Origin of the sequence: Shewanella sp. 10N.286.48.B5 (genome assembly GCF_002874355.2) — a bacterium.
In the GTDB taxonomy this organism is placed as follows: Bacteria; Pseudomonadota; Gammaproteobacteria; order Enterobacterales; family Shewanellaceae; genus Shewanella.
The window spans coordinates 2,228,085-2,246,290 of sequence record NZ_MCVG02000001.1 but is presented as its reverse complement, the minus strand read 5'-3'; the positions used below and the strand labels follow the sequence as shown (position 1 = coordinate 2,246,290).

Annotated in this window: 11 protein-coding genes and 1 pseudogene; 9 read left to right on the top strand and 3 right to left on the bottom strand. The window is 41.4% G+C overall.

Translation table 11 applies throughout. The features are described from left to right. The first annotated feature begins 667 nt into the window (after positions 1 to 667). Entirely contained in the window at positions 668 to 1,099 is a 432-nt protein-coding gene (locus tag BCU57_RS09665; RefSeq protein WP_102437241.1) for a hypothetical protein, read from the top strand. 3 nt (positions 1,100 to 1,102) lie between these two features. On the opposite strand, the gene BCU57_RS09660 is transcribed toward BCU57_RS09665, so the two are convergent. Continuing rightward, positions 1,103 to 2,280 (bottom strand): IS3 family transposase gene (locus tag BCU57_RS09660; protein WP_102531200.1). Its coding sequence is split into 2 segments (ribosomal slippage): positions 1,103 to 2,013 and positions 2,013 to 2,280, totalling 1,179 coding nucleotides; the frame shifts between segments, so codons are not numbered across the junction. Positions 2,281 to 2,736: 456 nt separating this feature from the next. Next, the gene (locus tag BCU57_RS09655; protein ID WP_102440424.1) at positions 2,737 to 5,259 is read right to left on the bottom strand and encodes an Ig-like domain-containing protein; all 2,523 of its coding nucleotides are present in this window, start codon (positions 5,257 to 5,259) and stop codon (positions 2,737 to 2,739) included. Between the two features lie 529 nt (positions 5,260 to 5,788). Between BCU57_RS09655 and BCU57_RS09650 the strand changes: the two genes are divergently transcribed. Both BCU57_RS09650 and BCU57_RS09645 read left to right on the top strand, forming a co-directional pair. Beyond that, complete coding sequence (locus BCU57_RS09650; RefSeq protein ID WP_102440423.1) at positions 5,789 to 6,142, top strand: GFA family protein; 354 nt, start codon at positions 5,789 to 5,791, stop codon at positions 6,140 to 6,142. A gap of 347 nt (positions 6,143 to 6,489) precedes the next feature. Next, entirely contained in the window at positions 6,490 to 7,296 is an 807-nt protein-coding gene (locus BCU57_RS09645; protein WP_102440422.1) for an SDR family NAD(P)-dependent oxidoreductase, read from the top strand. 327 nt (positions 7,297 to 7,623) lie between these two features. On the opposite strand, the gene cysZ is transcribed toward BCU57_RS09645, so the two are convergent. Further along, positions 7,624 to 8,388, bottom strand: coding sequence for a sulfate transporter CysZ (cysZ, locus tag BCU57_RS09640; protein ID WP_076540003.1), 765 nt, complete (start codon positions 8,386 to 8,388; stop codon positions 7,624 to 7,626). A gap of 204 nt (positions 8,389 to 8,592) precedes the next feature. On the opposite strand from cysZ, the gene BCU57_RS09635 reads away from it, so the two are divergent. The 6 genes and pseudogenes from BCU57_RS09635 to BCU57_RS09610 all read left to right on the top strand — a co-directional run bounded on the left by BCU57_RS09635 (position 8,593) and on the right by BCU57_RS09610 (position 18,126). After that, positions 8,593 to 12,018, top strand: coding sequence for a chromosome segregation protein SMC (locus BCU57_RS09635; RefSeq protein ID WP_102440421.1), 3,426 nt, complete (start codon positions 8,593 to 8,595; stop codon positions 12,016 to 12,018). Positions 12,019 to 12,047: 29 nt separating this feature from the next. Beyond that, positions 12,048 to 13,112, top strand: coding sequence for a cell division protein ZipA (zipA, locus tag BCU57_RS09630; RefSeq protein ID WP_102440420.1), 1,065 nt, complete (start codon positions 12,048 to 12,050; stop codon positions 13,110 to 13,112). Positions 13,113 to 13,177: 65 nt separating this feature from the next. Then, positions 13,178 to 15,184 carry an NAD-dependent DNA ligase LigA gene (gene ligA, locus BCU57_RS09625; RefSeq protein ID WP_102440426.1) on the top strand — a complete coding sequence of 669 codons (2,007 nt, stop codon included), beginning with the start codon at positions 13,178 to 13,180 and terminating at the stop codon, positions 15,182 to 15,184. Between the two features lie 149 nt (positions 15,185 to 15,333). Next, positions 15,334 to 15,795, top strand: a pseudogene (locus BCU57_RS09620) (DUF2919 domain-containing protein); the annotation flags it as partial. Between the two features lie 273 nt (positions 15,796 to 16,068). Further along, on the top strand, positions 16,069 to 17,274 hold the full coding sequence (locus BCU57_RS09615) for an HD-GYP domain-containing protein (protein ID WP_198589271.1): 1,206 nt from the start codon (positions 16,069 to 16,071) through the stop codon (positions 17,272 to 17,274). 30 nt (positions 17,275 to 17,304) lie between these two features. Continuing rightward, positions 17,305 to 18,126 (top strand): SDR family oxidoreductase, encoded by an 822-nt coding sequence (locus tag BCU57_RS09610; protein ID WP_102440417.1) that lies wholly within the window; start codon positions 17,305 to 17,307, stop codon positions 18,124 to 18,126. Positions 18,127 to 18,206 lie beyond the last annotated feature (80 nt).

Below are 18,206 nucleotides of genomic sequence, written 5' to 3'. Positions count from 1 at the left end.
TAGTTTGCGTGATTGTGTCAGAAAGCCACATTGATGTCGTTAATTATTTGTGCTTATTTGTAACAATTTAGTTTCAAGTTGTTAATGGGGTTTTTAGGGAAAAGTAGGTGATTTATTTAAGCGTGTAGTGAAGAGTAATTATGTGTTCTATTCGTTATGTATCTTCGTGTTAACTCGTTCAGTCTAGGAATGGGTTAGGGGCTTAAATTATTTATGGCCCAAAGGGAGTTGGTGCTAGCAATGGGATAATCAGCATAACGTTACTTTTTCTAATCGATTATGACCGCCTTACTTGTCGCCCAAATGACTGGTTGCCTATACAGGTATAACTGATTTTCTCCAAATTGAGATATTTCTGGCGCCAAAGGATGCGTAAAATGAGCTTTTTACGCATCGATAATTTTGTATCATTCGAGAAAACTAGACATATCAATCTACTGCGAAATTTTTTAAAGTGTTGTATAGACCTCGTCAACATAGACGCATTCTTTCTCCGGCAGTATTTTGAGCATTACTTACGTATTCACAAAAATATTCATTTTACAACAATGGCTTAGCGATGCTACCTTTGATGTTTGAATTGAGCAGCCTGGAACATTATTGTGCTGCTATTGAATAAGCTGTTAGTTTGAATCGTGGTATTCCCATTAGTTAATAAGGTTACTTAGTGTTAAATAATCTCTATAAGTACATGCCATTAAGAAAAGAGTTTTTTGATAACTTCTTAATTAGAGGTAGCCAGAAATATGCGCTAAACGATCCTTTTGAACTTCGTCCTAGTAGCAGTGAAAGCGAGAAATCATTAGCTGAAAGTTCTTATTTCGATTATGCCGTTATTTCTCTTTCTGAAACCAATAACAATTTATTAATGTGGTCTCATTATGCAGATCAACATAAGGGCATAATTCTTGAGCTAAATTTAAACCATAAATTGTTTAGTGATTATGCTAGTTTTCCTGTAACCAAATATGACGAAAATCTCGATGCTGAAGTACTTGATATTGAAGAGATAGAAAAGAGAGATAAAATTAATGCTGGTCAAGTCCAAAGAGTTAGATATAACGCTTTAAGGCCTAGCTACACAAAATTCGATATGTAGTGGTCAAGAAATATTGGCCACAGTCTTAGAGTTTAACCAGAACAATCGTTCTGACTCATTGGGCGTCAGCCCGCCGTTATATTGATGCGGCCGAAGCTGACAATAATATCCAATAATGTATCGTGTAATTTCATTCTGCGCTTCAGTAAAATTACGATACCCTGTAGTTGGTATCCATTCTGTCTTAAGGCTCCTAAAAAAACGTTCCATAGGACTATTATCCCAACAATTCCCACGTCGAGATAAACTTTGTTTGAGCTGGTATCGCCATAATAGTTGCCGATATCTTCTGCTTGTATAGTGAGTCCCTTGATCGCTATGGAACATAACATCTTTAGGTTTACCACGACCTTCATAGGCCATCGAAAGCGCTTTGCCAGTTAAACGACTATCAGGTGATAACGACATAGCCCAGCCAATCACTTTACGTGCAAATAGATCAATCACCACAGCTAAGTACATCCAACGGTTACCAGCCCACACGTAGGTAACATCACCAACCCAGACTTCATTCGGAGCTGTGACAGCGAATTGTCGACCTAGGTGATTAGGGATTTCAATATGTTCTAGTGTCGCTTTTCGGTATTTGTGCCTAGGTACCTGGCAGCTAACTATACCAAGCTCTTTCATCAACTTAGTGGCACGATAACGGCTTAGCGAGACACCCTGCTGGCTAACCATATCTGCAATCGTTCTAGCACCTGCCGATCCATTACTTGCAGTGTGTACTTCGCTGACTAGGCTGCGAAGCTTAACCTTATCTGCGTTAATGGTTATTGGTCTCTTTCTCCAATACTTGTAACTACTACGATGAATACTGAACACTTCGCATAATGTTTTTATGCTATAGCTCTGCCTGAGTTTCTCAATTATTAAGAATTGTTCAGTGAGTCCGACATCAACAGAGCTGTGGCCTTTTTTAATATTTCGTTGTGCTCCTGGAGGCGAGCTAGTTGCTTTTTTAACTCTCGAATTTCAACTTGTTCTGGTGATATAGGTGATGCTTTATGCTGCTTACCTTGTCGCTCTTCTCTTAATTGTCGTACCCACTTATCCATGGTTGATTTGCCCACATTCATAGCTTGAGCAGCTTCAACAATTGAGTAATTCTGATCTAGCACGAGTTGTGCAGATTCAAGTTTGAACTCTGCACTAAAAAGTCTTCTTGTACGTTTTTTCATAGTGTCACCTGTTAACTTATGAGGTGATGATATCACCTCTAACTAGGTGGCCAAATTAACTATGCCACTACACCTAACTAATATTTTAATTAATATTTAAAAAAAATAATTATGTCACAGTAAATCAGTTTTCTGTTACTTGATGGATATCAAGCGGTCACTGCTGTGTGTAATCAGTCAAACTCACTATTTTTTAGCATTTAAAACTCAAGCTTTGATGCTCATAGTACAAAGAATGAGATTTAAACTCCTTTGCTAGGAGCAAACGAAATGACTTTTTTAAACTTTTAACTGAACTTTAAAAATGGGCCGCAGATTTAGTTGTAGTTAAATTTTAGGGATATGGTGAATGTCTATAAAGTGTATGAAACTCTTAAGACCATGGCTGTCAGATTACTCTTATCGAAGAGGCTGGACAGCCATATCTTTTGTTATTTCTTGCTTAAAAGTTTTACATTAATGCTTGCTTGGCTCCATAAACAGTTTGTTATCGAACCGTTTATCTAAGCCACTAAACTTTGACGCAGAGATAGGTGTTGTAGCGTTGGTTTGCATGGAGCCTAAATCTTGAGAGTTTTTCCAAGCATCTTCCCAATCGCTTAGATCAATAGTAGAAACATAGTTGATTCTCGGAGGAATGATAGTGTACCGTTCGGCATCTTCTAGAACACCGTCCCCATCCATATCTAGATGCCAATTTGAGTATTCAAACACGACCATACGACCAGATTCAGAGTCCACAGAAACGACTTCCCATTCGCGATGGCGTGTTCTCAAAATATAATCTTGTGAAATATGCAGGTCAACTTTATTACCAACGCTCGTCCATGTACCCTCATGGTAACCTATATCAAACATTGGTATATCAGTTACTTTTTGTTGTTCATTGCTCCAATTACCAGGTTCCACTCCTGAGATGCCATGATTAAAAGTGCCATCAGCTCTAAATAGGCGTCCCCATACTCCACCTACAGTCATTTGATTACCATTCCAGTATGAAGGTAAGTAGGCATTGATATTTGAAAGTGACATTTCAGGTAATTCTGTCACAAGTTTACTCCCTACCACAAAGTCACCAGCGGTATACTTAGCCATACGTTGGGAAGTTGAATACTGGAATGCATTATTTTGATATTTTGCCACTAAGACCAAGTGCTCATCACCTTGTGAAGCGTATGGAGTATATTCAAAGTGTGTATCACCAATCGTTAGTTTAAGAACATCATTTTCCAAACTGACGGTAAAGCTCTTTTCCCCGATTTGACTCTGAGCTTGGCCATTGTTGATCGTAATGACATCTGCTTTGATTGCAGTTTTCACGTTTTGCTCGTATTCACCAGTTGATTCGCTGAATTCAGGTTGAGCGAGGTAGTTGCTTTCGATAGGTAGTACCCACTTACCATTGAAATCTTCAAGCGCTTTACCAGCAAATGCACTTTTGTAATTATGGTGAAGAACTTGTTGTGATGACTCAGTAATCACTGTTTTGGGATTATCTTTATTCCAGTCGACCCACTCAGGCATTTCAATCGTTAATTCTATAGTAGAGTCAACATTAACTTGATAAGACATCTCATTGGCTTGAAGTAAGGTAATGCTGTCGCTTTGGGTACGGTAAGTTAGCGGAATTTGACTGTCATAATATCCACTTTCGTACGCAGCAATAAATGCTTCAACGACGTCGGATGAAAATCCATAATTCTCTTCCAACTGGTAGTAAGGGTAGGAAACAGAGGTGTATGAAACGTAACTTCTGTCAGTGTACTCAATCATTGCCTTTCCATCTTGAATAGACCAATCAAATCCTTCAGGTTCAGGTAATTCGTTGTTTAGAGAGTATGAATCCAAATATACAGTTCCTGAACCATTGGCATTAAAGATAATACTGTCGCCGCGGAACTCTAGCCAACCAGGTTGCGCTCCTACTAGCCAGCTCATTGATTTGTCGGTAAACATCTCTTTGGTAAAGCTATCAACAACCTTTGAATCGGCTAAGGTTTGTTTAATTGCCTCTTCCAGCGCTTCTTCGTAGGCTTCACTCGGATTGCCGTTTTCATCAATCAGTTCATTATTTATCAGATACTGATTAATCAACTGCAAGGTATTGAGTTCTTCGTCATTAAGCAGTGTGACTATTGTTTTCCCCTCGGGAATTTCAAATTCACTATTATCCACTAACAGTTTTATGAATCCTGCAGTTTCAAGCAGATGCTGTGCTGGTACCCCAGCTAGAACCTGTTCAAATTGCTCTGCAGATTCAAATTCTTCATTGTTATTGCGGTCTTTAGCAATCAAGTAAGCTGCTGTTGATAATTGGGTAGCATTAAGCGATTTAGCCTGTTCAGCAGTAATCTTGCGTTGTTCATCAACCCTCTGCAGCAACGTACCTGTTTGACCAACAATTGAGATTAGCTCAACATTTTGTTGGTTGCTTTCAGCGGAGCCGAACGCTTGTATTTTAATTATTTCATCAAGGTTATTGATGGTTAATGGGAGCGAGTAGTAACCTTCGCTATCAGCAGTTGCTGTGTGGTCTATGCCATCTAAGGTGACCACGACTTCGGCATTGGCAATGGGGCTGTCAGTTATCTGACCTGAAAGGGTTAGGGTATGATTAACGGTTACTGTAACGTCAGCATTCGCTTTGTTGGCGCCATCGCTAACTTGATAATTAAAGGTTACAGTGCCTGTAGTATCTTCTTCAGGTGTGAAAACAAGTTGGTTATTGACTATTTCAACATTTCCGAATTCTAAATCTGAAGTTGATGTAATCGTTAAGCCATTGCCGCTATGATCAGTGTCATTAGCCAGCACATCGAGCGTTACCGCTAGATTATTTTGGGCAAGCCCTGTATCTGCAATTGCTGTTGGTGAAGGAGTAGGTGTCGGAGTTGGGTCGGGAGTTTCTGAAGCAGAGTCAGATCCACCACAGCCGCCAAGAAGAGCTGCTGCGATTAAAGTAAGGGTAAATTTATTCATGACTTCCTTAAGAGTTACATTCCATTGTAAATATCAAACAATAGTGTCTAACCTATTGCTACGAATGAATATACAAAGTTGTTAACTTAATCGCAAACCTTTCTTAATGGGTTTTACTCGGGACTCACAGATGCATATCTTTGTGAGTTACCACCTAGTAAATCCATAGGCAGCCATAGTCAATGGACAACTGATAACCTCCGACTAACTAACAAGTTTTAAAATGGGTGGCACAATTAGCTGTAGCGGGCCCTAAATGGAAAATACTGTCACTCTACTATCAGGTTGAAGACCCTGATATAGCCGTACCTCTATTGCAGGGTAAATCGGGTGTTTGTTTTAACTAAATTGCTAACAAGTCAATTATAGTCAGGACGCAAAACGCATGGCTTGCGCTCCTTCGTCGCTGATTATAGCCATGCATTTGTGCGCCCAATATTGCGGCGTTAGGCATTCCTCAAATCTGGATTTTACCTTTTAACTGTTTTTATATACAGTTGTTTTGGTTCTATTCAAAAAGGAAGAAGTAATGAAATATACTGGTAGTTGCCACTGTGAAGCAGTTAAATTTGAATTCGAAACTGATGAAATAAAGGAAGCATTACAATGTAATTGCTCAATTTGCATAAGAAAAAATGCAATTATGTCTAAGCAAAGTTTTGCGCCAAATGAATTTAAGCTGTTAAGCGGCAAAGAGAACCTCAAAACCTATCATTGGGGTGATCATGATGTAAATCATCATTTTTGCAATCAATGTGGTATTTACCCATTTCATGACACAACATATGAACCAGGTAAATTCAGGATTAATTTAGGTTGTGTTAAAAATGTAGATTCACGTAATCTAAATATCATTCACTTTGATGGTAAAAACGAGCTGTAATGTCTAACAGATAAGGATAGGCCGCGCGTAGCCGCGTCCTTATCCCGATAGACGATTAACATGGCCATATATTTGTGATGTACTTAATTCATCCAAGTAAAAATCGTTAAGTTACTCCTTTAAAAATGAGAGGCTTAGTTCAGCTCTTACTTATGCCCACTATTATTAACAAAACCTATAAACTAATTCTGTTGAACCCTCGCTTATCAATCACTTTATACCTGCTAACATTCATATATTGAATGTGTGGGCGTTAGGTTTATAAAGCAAGAATTTTTAAACCTTGAAGTCTTAAAAGTGAAACCTTAAAAGCAGCCCCGTAACTTATTAACCCCTAGGAACTCATCATGCAAAAGACGATTCTTGTTACCGGCTCTACCGATGGCATTGGTTTAGAAACAGCAAAGATGTTAATTGCTGAAGGTCATAAGGTGTTATTACATGGCCGTAATCCAAATAAACTGACTGACGTTGTTAATCTATTAGCAACAGCTGCAGATGAACCACAAATTGAGTTTTATGTTGCCGACTTATCTAGCATGGAAGAGGTAAGATCTTTGGCTAAACAAATCAAAGCCAAGCATAATCATCTTGATGTGCTGATTAATAACGCAGGGGTTTATAACCCAAGCACATTAATTACCCTAGATGGCTTAGATTCACGTTATGCGGTTAATACTTATGCGCCCTATTTATTAAGCCAATTATTACTGCCTATCATGGATTCAAGCAGTCGTATCGTTAACTTATCTTCTGCTGCACAGGCGGCATTTTCTGCCAATGATATGGCTAAACCAAGCTCATTGTCTGACTCAACCGTATATGCCCAAAGCAAATTGGCACTGACAATGTGGTCACGCCATTTAGGTTTAGCGATTAAAGGAACTGGCCCAATGATTGTGGCAGTTAACCCAGCATCAATGCTTGGCAGTAAAATGGTCAAACAAGCATACGGCGTTGCAGGTGGCGACTTATCGATTGGCGCTGATATATTAACTCGCGCAGCATTAGCTGATGAGTTTGCAGAGGCGACAGGTCAATATTTTGATAATGATAGAGGACAGTTCGCCTCTCCTCACCCTGACGCTTTAGATGTGGCTAAAACAGCAAAAGTGGTAGACGTGCTAGAACAAGTTCTGACAGAACTGAGCTAAATTAACTCCCTTTGAAACTCAATAAGAGGATAACTCACTATCCCCTTATTGAACGAATACTACTAAATATTCTTTATGCTTTTAATCTAATAATAATGGATATGTGGGGTCGATATGTGGGGTCAGTGTAAACTTTATTTGGACACCATAAATTGACTAATCCAAGGACCGATATTTAGACCCTTTGTTCTAAATAATTTCTGTCCAGATGTACGCTACTCAAGTTCAAATATGTAAAACAAAAAAGCCCTAACAGTTTCGTTGAGGCTTTAGCATTTATGAATTAACTCAATTCATTAAGTTTACTATCAAACGACGACTAAACGACTACTCTGGTGCTATTTCAGGGTGTTTATAAGCATCACGATATTTATCAACCCACATTGCAGTAGCGCCACAAATAGCCACTGGCATGACGATAAAGTTCACTATCGGGATCATTGAAAACAGCGTCACTGTTGCGCCAAAGGTGTAGCTGGTGCCTTTAGTTTGATTGAGGGCAAACTTCATATCCTCAAACGGCACTTTATGGTTATCGAATGGGAAGTCGCAATACTGAATTGCCATCATCCATGCACTGAATAAAAACCATAAAACGGGGGCGGCGGTTTGGCCAACAACAGGCACGATAAATAACACTAGAAACAGTAATGCTCTAGGCAGGTAGTATTTTAATTTAGTCCACTCTCGGCCCATTATTCGCGGCAAATCTTTAATTAAATCTACCGTTGTGCCAGAGTTAAGTGACTTACCGGTTAAGTGCATCTCAACTTTTTCAGCCAGCAGGCCATTAAAGGGCGCAGCTATCCAGTTCATCACTGAGCTAAAGATAAAAGACATCACCACTAATAAGCTAACAACCGCCAGTGGCCACAGGAAAAAATTTAACCATGTGAGGTATTCGGGGATTTGGCCGTTCATCCAAGCAAACATTTCATCTAATTTACCAATGGCAAAATAAATGACCGTTGAGAATAAAACTAAGTTAACCATTAATGGAATGAAGACAAAGGTTCGTAGCCCCGGTTGTTTTATGAGCTTAAACCCATCCATAAAATAATTAACACCACTTTTCATTGGTTTAATTGGCATCGATTACATCCTTGAAAAAACTAGTTATGATGATTGTGGTGATGCATTGAGCGGAAAACAAGCCTTAAAGTGTGTTTAAGTCATAAAAATCGTTACAAAATGCAGCGCGATTGGTAAAGTTGTACTTTATCCGTCTTACGCAGACGAGATGATTATTCATTGACGCTTCTTAATCAATCTCACTGGAACAACTTCACAAGCACAATGCGATTAAAACAAATAAAACTTGCTGGCTTTAAGTCGTTCGTTGACTCCACCAAAATTCCCTTCAACCAACCTTTAACGGCCATTATAGGCCCCAATGGATGTGGTAAATCCAATGTCATTGATGCCGTGCGCTGGGTGCTAGGCGAAAGCTCTGCTAAGCATTTGCGTGGCGACTCGATGATGGATGTGATTTTTAATGGCTCTAGCGCCAGAAAACCCGTGTCAGTTGCCAGCATTGAGTTGAGCTTTGAAAATCTCGATGGTCGATTAGCAGGCCAATATGCCAGTTATCAAGAAATATCGGTAAAAAGACAAGTCAGTCGCGATGGTGACTCAAATTACTTTTTGAATGGTCAAAAGTGTCGCCGTAAAGATATTACCGATTTATTTATGGGCACAGGTTTGGGCCCACGAAGTTATGCCATTATCGAGCAGGGGACGATTTCGCGTCTTATTGAATCTAAACCCCAAGAACTGCGGGTTTTTATTGAAGAAGCAGCAGGCATTTCCCGTTATAAAGAACGCCGCCGTGAAACTGAAAACCGTATTCGCCATACCCGTGAAAACTTGGAGCGATTGGGCGATATTCGCTTAGAGCTCGGTAGCCAAATCGACAAGCTTGAACAACAAGCGCAGGCCGCCAAGCAATATCGTGAGTTTAAGCAACAAGAACGTGACTTACATGCGCAATTGTTGGTGATGCGCTATCAAGAGCTTAAAAACCAAAGCGACAATATTGCTCAAGAGATTTTACAACTTGAAGTTAATTTAGCTGCTGCCAATGCAGATGGTGAAACCACTGAATTAACCCTTACTCAGCTTAAAACCCAAATTGCAGAATTAACCGCTGCTGAGCAACAGCTGGTGGCCGAGTATTATCAAGCAGGCACAGAAATCGCTAAGCTTGAACAACAGCTTAAACATCAACAGCTACAAGATAATCAGCTGGAAAAACAATTAGCAGATCTCATTTCGCAGCAGCAAGTTGCTAGTAATGCGTTGCAAACCTTGATGCTGCAAGAGCAACAATTAACGGCGCAGTTAGCTGAGGGCAAACCTGAACTTGTTGCAGCAGAACAAGCGCTGGGCGTTATTGATGCTCAGCTGCAAGATGTTGAGCAAAAAGCGGCAGACTTACAGCAGCATTTATCGGTGTTATCTGATGGCGCGGCGAATGCCAAAATGGCAGCGGCACTAACCCAGAGCAAATTGCAGCATCAACAACAAATGCTGTCGCAGCAACAAAAGCAGTTAATCGAACTTAGTGCTGAGCAGCAGCGAAATACTGAGTCTGACTCACAAGCTGAATTAACCGCACTTGACCTCAAGTTAACCGCCCTTAAAGAGCAACTTGAATTAGAAGATGAAATCAAACATCAACTCACTGATGAACTTGAAGATAAGCAACAACAGCTAGCTCAGGCAAGTGAAGATTATCAGCAGCAAAAACAGCAGTTATCGTCACTAAGCGCCAGAAGTGAGCTGATTGAGCAATGGCTAACCAGCAATGACGATGATCAGCAAGCTTTATGGCAAACCATTGAGGTAACGCCAGGCTGGGAAAAGGCTGTTGATGTATTACTGCAAGGCATTTTAGCCACCAAAGTGATTGATGCTGGTGGTGCAATTGGCCCATCAGTGAGTGGTTTTATTGCCACAGGTGAGGTGAGCGCGCTGAATCACCAAATTAGCGCTGCGGTTAATTTATCCCCTTGGCTTCACCATGTAAGCTGGTGTGCCAGTGTTGATGAGGCAAAAGCGCAGCTTAAGCAGTTAAGCTCAGATGGCATTTTTGCCACTCAAGATGGTTATTTAGTGGGTCATGGCTTTGTCTTTAAAAAAGCCGACTCTAAGCAATCACAGCTGGCACTTAAAAATGAGTACCAGCAATTACAAATACAAATTAGCCAATTAAATGAGCAATTGTTGAAGTTGCAGCAGCAAGTGAGCTTACAAACTCAGCAAGTTGGCGATGCTCACGCGCAATTGAGTCAATCTCAACTTAAACATCACCAGTTGCAATTAGATTGCAGTAAGCTTGATGCTCAGAGCCACAGTTTGGTGCTGCAGCAACAAGACAGATTACGCCGACAAAAAAGCCTTGATGAACAAGTGGCTCAGCTGCAAGGACAAATTGGCGCAGGTCAACAAGCGATAGAGCGATTAACTGCCGAGCTTGAGTTATCCCAGCAAACGCATCAACAGCAGTTGGCAACCCAGCAGCAAGTAAATCAAGATTGGCAAACTGCCAGTCAGCAGCTACGAGATTATAAAGCTAACCGCAGTCAGCAAGAGCGTGATAGCAATAGTTGCCGGCAAAAAATGCAACAATTGCACACTCAAGTAGCAGTATTACAAGCCAATATTAGCCAGCAAACCCAGCAGAGCGAGTCCACCACAGCGCAAATCAAGCAGCTGCGGGAATCTTCGCAGCAAACTAATGCCAGTTTAGGTGAGCAGCAATTACAACAGCTGCAAACACAATTAAACGCGCAACTCGACATTCAGCAAGCTAAACAACAATTACTGAATTCAAATCGTACACAGCAGGCAGAGTTACAAACTCGGCTCGATAGTGCGGTATTGATTCAAAAACAACAGCTTGGTGCACTGCAAAACTTGACTCAGTCTCTCAGCGGGTTAAAGTTACGTCGTGAAGGATTAAAAGGTCAGGCCGATGGCCAATTTCAGTTACTTGAAGAACAACAGATAAAGATTCAAGATGTGATAGCACATATTCCTGAAACAGCTAAAGTCATTGTATGGCAGCGAAACCTTGATAAAGTAAGAGCCCAAATCAGTCATTTAGGGGCCATTAACCTCGCGGCAATCGAAGAGTTTGAGCAGCAAAGTGAACGTAAGGCTTATTTAGATAATCAAGATAATGATTTAAATAAAGGCTTAGCCACACTTGAAGAGGCCATTCGTAAAATCGATAAGGAAACTCGCACTCGATTTAAAACCACTTATGATGCGGTCAATGCGGACTTATCAAAGTTATTCCCTAAGGTTTTTGGCGGTGGTAAAGCCTATTTAGCCTTAACGGATGATGATTTACTTGAAACGGGTGTGACCATTATGGCGCAACCACCCGGCAAGAAGAATAGTACTATTCACCTTCTTAGTGGTGGAGAAAAAGCCTTAACCGCTTTATCATTAGTATTTGCCATATTTAGACTAAATCCAGCACCATTTTGTATGCTTGATGAAGTTGATGCACCCTTAGATGATGCCAACGTTGAGCGTTTTTGCCGCTTATTAAAAGAGATGTCACAGAGTGTGCAGTTTGTTTATATTAGCCATAATAAAATCACCATGGAAATGGCTGATCAATTAATAGGTGTCACTATGCATGAACCGGGCGTTTCACGTATAGTCGCAGTCGATATCGAAGAAGCGGTGGCACTTGCCGACGCTGAATAAATAGAATAAATAGGATTACAGGGTCACCAATGGAAGATTTTCAACTGGTTTTGTCAATACTAGGCGCAATAGCGATTATCGCAGTATTGGTACATGGGTTTTGGTCTATTCGTAAACAACAACCTAAAACGTTAAAAGACAACCCAATGACGGGGTTTTATAAAGGCCAAGCAGAGCAGCGTGACTCACAGGGGTTTGACGCTGATGGTATTGGTGAAGTGAGACGGGTTAAAGCTGACGAGGTCTCAGTTGAGCCTGTTATGAGACAGTCGAAGGTTAGCCCACATTTAAAGCCTAATGTAAGCAGCAGTCAACTTGATAGTGCAGAGCTAGAAATTACTGCAGCGGGTTCAAAAAAGGGCATTGGCCTACAAAACCAATCAGCAGTGAATGTGCAAGCGCCAAGTTACCATCCGGGTAGAAAAGATCCCGTAATGACTACCGCTGCCAAAGAACCAGAGCATATACCAACCCAGCAAGCGCTGTTTGGTGAAGAGTTTAATGATGACTCTAATGAACCGTTTATTGACGACCCTATTGAAAAAGCCTCAGTAACCAAAGCTGAATCTAATGTGAGCTCTGCGAGTGTTCATTCGCCAGAACATCAAACCTTAGCACAAGAGCCGCTCACTCCTGTTGTCGAAACTGCGCCAAAGGCTGAGCCAGTAGAAGAGCCACTTGGCGAGCCGCAAGATGTATTAGTACTGCATGTGGTTGCCCGTGACGGTGAACAATTACAAGGCGCCGAGCTATTACCTTGTTTGTTATCGCTTAACTTTAAATTCGGCGATATGGATATTTTCCATCGTCATCAAGATAATGCCGGTAATGGAAAAGTGCTATTCTCCATGGCTAACATGTTAAAGCCTGGGGTATTTGACCCTGACAATATGGAACAGTTTGCCACTCAAGGTGTGGTGTTATTTATGACATTGCCTTGCCATGGCGATGCGTTAAGAAATTTCTCAATTATGCTTAATTCAGCCCAGCAACTGGCTGATGACTTAGGCGCTGAAGTGTTAGACGACAAGCGTAACGCCTGGACTGATACTAATAAACAAGCATACTTAAGCCGAATTCGAGCCGTTTCTTAAATTTTATTATATTTTACAATGAGGCCGCACTTGCGGCCTTGTTTGCTTTTTAGATGAGTGATTTTATGCAAGACATTAAAACAGAAATACAGCAAATTAGCAGTGAACTACACCGTCATAATATTCTTTATTATGTGGATGATGCGCCGAGTATTCCTGATGCTGAGTATGACCGTTTAATGCAGCGCCTTATCGCGCTTGAAACGGCTCATCCTGAGTTGATTAGCATTGATTCTCCCACCCAAAGAGTTGGCGGCGCGCCACTGGCCAAGTTTGATCAAATTACCCATTTAAAGCCGATGCTCAGTTTAGATAATGCCTTTGAGCAAGCAGACTTTGAAGCCTTTAATAAACGTATTAGTGATAAAGTAGATACGGTCAGTTACTGCTGTGAGCCAAAGCTTGATGGTCTAGCGGTGAGTATTTTATATCGTAATGGCGTATTAGAGCGCGCAGCAACGCGAGGCGATGGCAGCGTAGGTGAAGACATCACAGATAATGTGCGCACCATTAACTCGATTCCGTTAAAGCTTCGGGGTGATGATTTCCCTGAACTGATGGAGGTGCGTGGGGAAGTGATCATGCCTAAAGCAGCATTTGATGCGCTTAATCAGCGTCAACAGGCCAAAGGCGAGAAGACTTTTGTTAACCCACGTAATGCCGCCGCTGGCAGTATTCGTCAATTAGACAGCAAAATCACCGCCACGCGCGCATTAGGCTTTTACGCTTATGCTCTAGGTGTGGTCGAAGGTGAAAGCTCGCCAATGGCACAGAGTCACTTTGGCCAGCTTACCCAATTAAGACAATGGGGCTTACCTGTTAGTCAAGAAGTTAAAGTCTGTGACAGCTTACCTGAAGTGTTTGCTTACTATAGCGATATTATGACGCGCCGCAGCAGTTTATCTTACGAGATAGACGGAGTGGTAATTAAAGTAAATGATATTGCCAAACAAACAACCTTAGGCTTTGTCGCTAGAGCGCCGCGCTGGGCAATAGCCTATAAGTTTCCCGCGCAAGAAGAGATGACGCTACTTGAAGAGGTTGATTTTCAAGTTGGCCGCACCGGTGCGGTGACGCCGGTTGCGCGTTTAAAACCGGTGTTTGTTGGCGGTGTTACCGTATCAAACGCCACGCTTCACAATGCTGATGAAATTGCGCGTTTAGGCGTAAAAGTCGGCGATACGGTGATTATTCGCCGCGCGGGTGATGTTATCCCGCAAATTGTTGCCATTGTGGCTGAAAAGCGCCCTGATGATGCTAAAGAGATTACCTTCCCGACAGCATGCCCAGTGTGTGACAGTTTAGTCGAGCGGCTTGAAGGTGAAGCGGTAGCACGTTGCAGTGGTGGCTTATTTTGTGAAGCCCAGCGTAAAGAAGCCATTAAACATTTTGCCTCTCGCAAAGCATTAAACATCGATGGCATGGGCGACAAAGTGGTTGAGCAACTGATTGATAAAGAATTAGTACAAAGCCCTGCTGAGCTGTTTACCCTTACAGCATCGATGATCACCATGCTAGAACGTATGGCAATGAAGTCGGCGACTAAGCTGGTTGCCGCCATTGATGATGCCAAAACCACTACCTTATCAAGATTTATTTATGGCTTAGGTATTCGTGAAGTTGGTGAAGCCACCGCAGCCAATTTAGCCAGCCATTATAAAACCCTTGATGCCATTAAAGCGGCCAGCATTGATGAGTTAATTGAAGTGGATGATGTCGGCGTGATTGTTGCCAAACATATAGCGCATTTTTTTGCTCAGCCCCATAACCTTGAAGTGATTGATAAGTTAGTCGCTGCGGGTGTAAATTGGCCTGCTCTTGAAGCCGTTGATGAGTCAGCCTTAAGCCTTAAAGGCCAAACCTGGGTATTAACAGGTACCTTAACTCAGTTAAATCGCAACGATGCTAAAGCGCAGTTACAAGCGCTGGGGGCAAAAGTGGCCGGCAGTGTTTCTAAAAACACCGACTGTTTAGTCGCGGGGGAGGCTGCAGGTTCTAAGTTAACCAAAGCCCAAGACTTAGGCGTGAAAGTGATTGATGAACAAGGCTTATTAGATTTGCTAAGTCACTAATTATTAATTAATAAACACTAATCACTAACAATTAGTCGCTTTAAATAATCTTAAAAAGTAGCTACTGGCAATTTATTAATAGCATAAGTTAAGGCTTACCTAGCTTCGAACTAAGCAAGTAAGCCTTTACCTAATAAACTGGATACCCTGTGAATTTTAGCAATATCACTTGGCTTGATGACAAGGGCCATATAAAACCGCCGATATTTTTGTATTTAATGCTGATCTTTCTCGCCCGTGGTTGGTGTGTCTTTATTGCATCGTTAACCCAATTTAACGATCGCACTGGGCTCGTGAGACTATTTTATCCTGAAAAAAGCGATTTTTTACTGGCATTAGCGAGCGGGGTTGGTGCGGTAATTATTTATGGATTAGTGATTGCGGAGCGAAAACGCAGCCCACAGGTATTAAGGCCGCTATTTAATCAGATTAAGTACATTCTATGGCTACTACTGATTGTTGATGCTTTATTACTTAGCCAACGCCTGGTTCACGATCATTTTGTTTTCAAAGTCAGCTTTGCACTTGATGCATTATTTATCTTTTGGTCAGCTATTTATTTATTAAAATCAAAACGATTGCAGCATTATTTTAAAGATTGGCAAAATGAAGCCGATTATATGGCAGTAGAAGCTGAACTTGCCATGGCGAAAGAACAACAAGATGCTCAACTTTATGAGCCAGATGAACAGTCACAAGCCGCGCAGCATACTCAAAAGGTTGTCGAGTCAGCCAAACATAATCGAGGCGTGTCTAATAAAGTTATTGCAACAGAAATAACCGACTCGATAAAGGTGAATAAGTAAAACATGTTAAGTCATAGTAGCTGACAGAAATAAAAACCAATACCAGCGGCTGCTATGGCGGTTAAAAAGGATCTTATCTTGGCTAAAGTAGTGGCTAAAACTGAGCCTATCAATATACCGTTATCACAACTGGTGGTCGGTATGACGGTAAAACTGCCGTTATCGTGGTTTAATAATCCGTTTTTTCGTAATAAAGTACTGATTAGCTCCCAAGCAGAAATTGAACTGATTAATAGCTTAGGCATTAACTATGTGACTGTGATTGACGGTCAGCATTTATTTGTTGAGCCCGTTATCAGTCAACCTGTGGTTGCTGCGGAAGTGGCCCCCGCGTTTGATATTAACGCCATAATCAAAAAGTCAGTAAATACAAGTCGAGTTCGCTTCAGTAAAGCCTGCAGTAATCTTCGCCCCGCATATAGTAAAGTCATTAGTGATCCGCCGGTATCACATCGAGAAGCAGTGACAGTCGTGGAGTTACTATTAACCCATTTACATGAAACCAAACAGCCACAAATTGGATTAGTTAACTGTGCTGATAAAGAAATAAACATGGCTCAGCATGGGATCTCGGTTGCTGTGTTATCCATTTTAATGGGGCACAGCCTTGAGTTAGCCCCTGCTCAAATGCGAGATCTTGCGTTAGGCTGTGTGTTTCATGATATTGGCAAATTAAAAATACCTGATGCCATACGTCGCAAACGCATTGATTTAACTAGTCACGAGCGAAACTATATAAAGACCCATCCCAATATCGGCTATGAAATGCTAGATAGAAGTGGTTTATTCCCTAAAGCCATGTTGGATATTGTGCTACATCATCATGAGTATATCGATGGTAGTGGTTACCCCAATAAACTCACCAAAAATCACATTCCTTTATTGACCCAAATCGTGATTCTAGCGAATGACTATACGGTATTGTTAGAAAGCACAGGCTCAGCACAATTGGCATTAGGCACCTTATTTAAAAGCCGTGCTGATAAACATGATAAAGCCTTGATTAGCATACTAGTGAAAACGTTAGGCGTTTTTCCTCCGGGCTCCATTGTTAAATTGTCCGATGGTAGTATCGCCAAGGTAATGATGACATCAACCGCATCTAAGCAGCCCCATGTAGTTAGTTGTTCAGCTCATGGTACTCAGGCCAGTTTTAGATGCTTAATTGATGAAGGGGTAACGATTGTTGAGACGGTAAAACTAGAAGACTTATCAAAAAAACTAGCTAACTTGCTAGAAGTTCACGCCCCTGTATGTTTTTATGTTTGCCATATTAATGATTAATTTTAGCGTTTTTTAACCCGTAGGATTTTCATGAACTGTATTGCAATTATCGGCTGTGGTTGGTTTGGCCTGCCATTAGCGACAAGATTAGTTAAACAAGGTTATCAGGTTAGCGGCACTAAGCGAACCCAAGCCGGTTGTGAGCAGTTATCCTCACTGGGTATTGATGCTTATAAGCTAGATTTAAGTGAGCAAAATATTGAAGCAACACAGCTTGAAGGCTTACTTGAAGCCGATGCGTTAATCATTAATATTCCGCCGGGCCTGCGCCGAGGTGAAAGTCATTATCTTGAGCATATTCAAACCTTGGTCAACTTGATTGCACCGCGCCAATATCAGCGGGTGATTTTTATCAGTACCACAGGGGTTTATCCTGCTAAAAATCGCATAATGACCGAAGCGGATGCTGCGGCATATGATGATAAAAGTGCAATATTATTGGCTGCGGAGTCGTTAATTGCTGCAATGGATAATGCTTGTATCGTGCGCTTTGCAGGCTTAATTGGCCCTAAGCGCCATCCGGGTAAGTTTTTTGCTGGTAAAACCGATGTTAGCGGCGCAAATGTCGCGGTTAATTTGGTTCATCTTGATGATTGCATTCAGGCAATAGAGGCCATATTGGCGGCGACGAGCTCAGGGAAAAATGTGTCGAGCTATTACAATTTAACTGCGCCGAGTCATCCTACTCGCGTTGAGTTTTACCAAGCAGCGACTGCTGACTTGGGCTTAGCAGCGCCGCAATTTAATCAAACCCAATTAGCCAGTAAAGTAATAAATGGTAATTTGATTTGCCAACAGCTTAATTTCAACTATATTCATCCCGATCCGCTAAAAATGCTAGCAGCTTGTTAATTGATAACTCGTTAGCGGCGAGATGGTTGGTATTAAGCAGTGATCAGGTATAATGCAACCCATATTTATGATTAAAGGCC